Genomic DNA, 3,457 nt, shown 5'->3' on the forward strand with positions numbered 1-3,457 from the left:
GCGGGGTGTTCGGGGCCGCCGGTGCGGTCGAGCAGGTTCCGTCGTTCGTCGGTGTCGAGGATGTCGAGGTCACCGACCCGACACCCCGCATCGGCCATCATGGCTCCGAGAACACGCAGGTATCGGTCCAGCATGGCCTCGACATATGGTTCGTCGAACAGATCTTGGAGGTACTTCAGGCTAAGGCGGATCTGGGTGTCGACGGTGATTCCCAGGGCGAGGGGGTAGTGGGTGTTGTCGTTGGCGCTGACATCAGCCAGCGTCATGCCCTCGATCGCGGCGGCCTGTTCGGCCAGTGCGGCCCTCTCGACCGGGTATGACTCGAACACCGTCAGCGTGTCGAACAGGACGTCGGCTGTCCCGGCCGACTGCTGAATCTCCGTGAGCCCCAGATAGTGGTGGTCGAGCAGGTCGGCCTGTTCACCGTGCATCCGCCTCAGCAGTCGGGTGATCGACTCGTCCGGATCCGCCCGCACCCGAACCGGCACCGTGTTGATGAACAGCCCGATCATCGATTCCACGCCCGCGAGCTGAGGTGGCCGTCCTGACACGGTGCCGCCGAAGACCGTGTCGTCGCGGCCGGTCATCCGCATCATCAGAATTCCCCAGGCCGCCTGCATCACCGTGTTGACGGTGACATCGAGCCGGGCAGCCAACTCGGACAGGGCACGTGTCCTTTGCTCGCCGAGATCGGCGGCTACTTCACCCGCCCGCGAGGAGATCTCTCGGCCCGGGTCGGCCGGGGCGAGCAGAGTCGGGCCCTCGACACCCGCGAGCGCCGCCGCCCACGCCCGCCGCGACGCCGCCTCGTCCTGTTCGGCGCGCCACTCCAGATAACTGCGATACGGGTGAGCCGGAGGCAACGCCGACGCCTCGCCGCCGACGGCATAGAGCGCGAGCATGTCCGCCATCAGCAGTGGCATGGACCACCCGTCGAGCACGATGTGGTGGTTGGCGACGACCAGCTCGTACCGGTCCTCGGCTACCGTGACCAGCGTGAACCGGATCAACGGCGGTGCGGTCATGTCGAAATGCCTGGCCTGGTCCTCGGCCAGCAGCCGCGTCAACGCGTCCGGGCGAGCGGCGTCGTCGACTCCGCGTAGATCGACCTCGCGCCACGGCACCGGCAACTTATCGAGTACCAGCTGCACTGGTATGCCGTCGGCGCCCCCGACGAACGCCACCCGCAGATTCGGATGCCGATCCAGTACCGCCTGCGCCGTCGCATGCAACCGCGCGGCGTCCACCTGGCCGGTGAGGGTGAATACGACCTGCATCGAGTACACGTCGACCGACGACGCGGCCAGCAGAGCATGGAACAGCAAACCCGACTGCAGCGGCGTCAAGGGCCACACGTCCGTGACCGCCGGATACGCTGCTTCCCAACGGTCGATGTCCGATTGACGTGCGGTGATCAACGGCAGATCCGACGGTGTCAGCCCGCCGGCGTCGGGGGTCTGCGCATGGGTGGCGAGCGCGGCGAGCGCCGCACACCATTCTTCCGCCAAGTCCTGCACATCGGACCGCCCGATTGCACCCGTCGGGAACGTGAACGCGGCGCCCAGCACCGGACCCTCGCTGCCGTCGGTGACGATCGCATCGATGTCGACAACCCCGTTCGCCGGCATGTCGGGATCTCTCGGAGCGGCGATGTCGCCGAGATGGCAACACGGTGACCACTCTGCCCCCAGCACCTCGTTCGGTACACCAAAAGACACCCGGCCAAGGTAGTTGAAGCTGATTTGGCCGACGGGCAGCGACCGCAACTGCTTGGCAGTCTCCCGATTCAGGTAGCGCAGGAGCCCGAAGCCGATTCCCCTGTCTGGCAGCGACCTCAGCTGCTCCTTGATCGACTTGACCACCACGCCGGCCGCGGCGCCACCGGCGAAGGCCTCGTCGAGGTCAGCGGCCCCGATATCCAGACGCATCGGAAACACACTGGTGAACCATCCCACCGTCCGAGACAGATCCGCTCCCGCGGCAATCTGCTCCTGACGGCCGTGTCCCTCGAATTGGATCAGCGTCGAGGATTCGAAGACCTTTCGCGCGCGCCGCCACCGACAGACGGCCAACGCCAATGCCGCCAGCAGTCCATCCTCGACGCCGCCGTGGAACAGTGTCGGCAAGGTCGTCAGTAATGACGCCGTCACCGGCGCCGGCACGCTCACCTCGACCCGGTCGAGGGTGGATCCCTCATCGATAGCCGCGTTGAACGGGCGGAGCCCCAATACCGGGTCGGACGCCTGCAACAGCGCCTGCCACATCGGCAACTCCGCCAGCCGCGCCGGGGCCGACGCCTCCTCGACCAACGCATGCGCCCACCGACGCATCGACGTTCCGACGGAATCCAACACCGGGATATGCCCAGCGGACACCTGCGCCCATGCGGAGGCCAAGTCCGGCAGGATTATCCGCCACGACACCCCGTCGATCACCAGGTGGTGCGCGACGATCAGCAACCAGCCCGGCCGCTGCGGGGCGCTGCATGCCGACCGGAAATCGAGCCACACGAACTGCACCATCACGCCCGTCGTCGGCGCCAACCGCCCCAAGGCCGCATCCAATTGCGCCGACGCCAACGCCACCGCGGCTTCCTCGTCGAGGTCGGCGGTGACCTCCACCCGACGAACAAGGCCGTCCACATCGACGGCATCGGACCCGCCGACTTCGAGACCCCACCCGCGCTCGTCGCCAACAAGTCGTGAGCGGAAAATGTCGTGGTGATCGAGCACGGCCTCGGCTGTCGCCACCAACCCACCGCGCTCTATTCCGGGCGGCAACTCCACCAACATGTGTTGCGAGAATCGACCGAAGCCACCACCCCGCTCAATCAGCGCCCGCGCGACCGGGGTCAGCGGCATCCACCCGACACCGCCACCCGGCAACTCCGCGAGCACGACCGGCGGTCCGGAGTCCTCGGGAAGCTGCGCGACTTCCGCCAAGCCGCCAACAGTCCTGCGCTCGAAAACATCACGTGAGGAGAACACCACGCCCCGGGCTTTCGCGCGCGACACCAGCTGAATAGCGACGATGCTGTCGCCGCCGAGAGCGAAGAACGACTCGTCAACCCCGACGCGGTCGACGCCGAGGACGTCGGCGAAGACGTCGGCGATTGTCTGTTGGATGGGGGTGACCGGCGCCCGGAACTGCCGCTTCACCGACGCTGGTGCGGGTAGTGCTCGCCGGTCGATCTTGCCGTTCATGCTCACTGGCATCCGATCGAGGGTCACGAACACCGACGGCACCATAAAATCGGGCAGGCACGCTCCGACCGTCGCGGCGAGCGTCTCGGGGTCGACGTGGGCGCCCGGGGTCGGCACCACGTAGGCCACCAGTTGCTCGGTGACTGTGCCATTGCGTATCGCCACCGCGGCGTGGGTGATGTCGGGGTGGGTGGTGAGGGTGGCTTCGATTTCGCCGAGTTCGATGCGGTGGCCGCGGATTTTGACTTGGAGGT

1 protein-coding gene is annotated in these 3,457 nt (G+C 66.9%); it reads right to left on the reverse strand.

Going from position 1 to position 3,457, the window contains the following annotated elements; translation table 11 throughout:
• Positions 1 to 3,457 (reverse strand): condensation domain-containing protein (locus ACFWAY_RS53205; RefSeq protein ID WP_378516461.1); only part of this gene is annotated, 3,457 nt, incomplete at both ends.

The organism is Rhodococcus sp. NPDC059968, from assembly GCF_042738615.1.
Lineage (GTDB): Bacteria > Actinomycetota > Actinomycetes > Mycobacteriales > Mycobacteriaceae > Rhodococcus_F.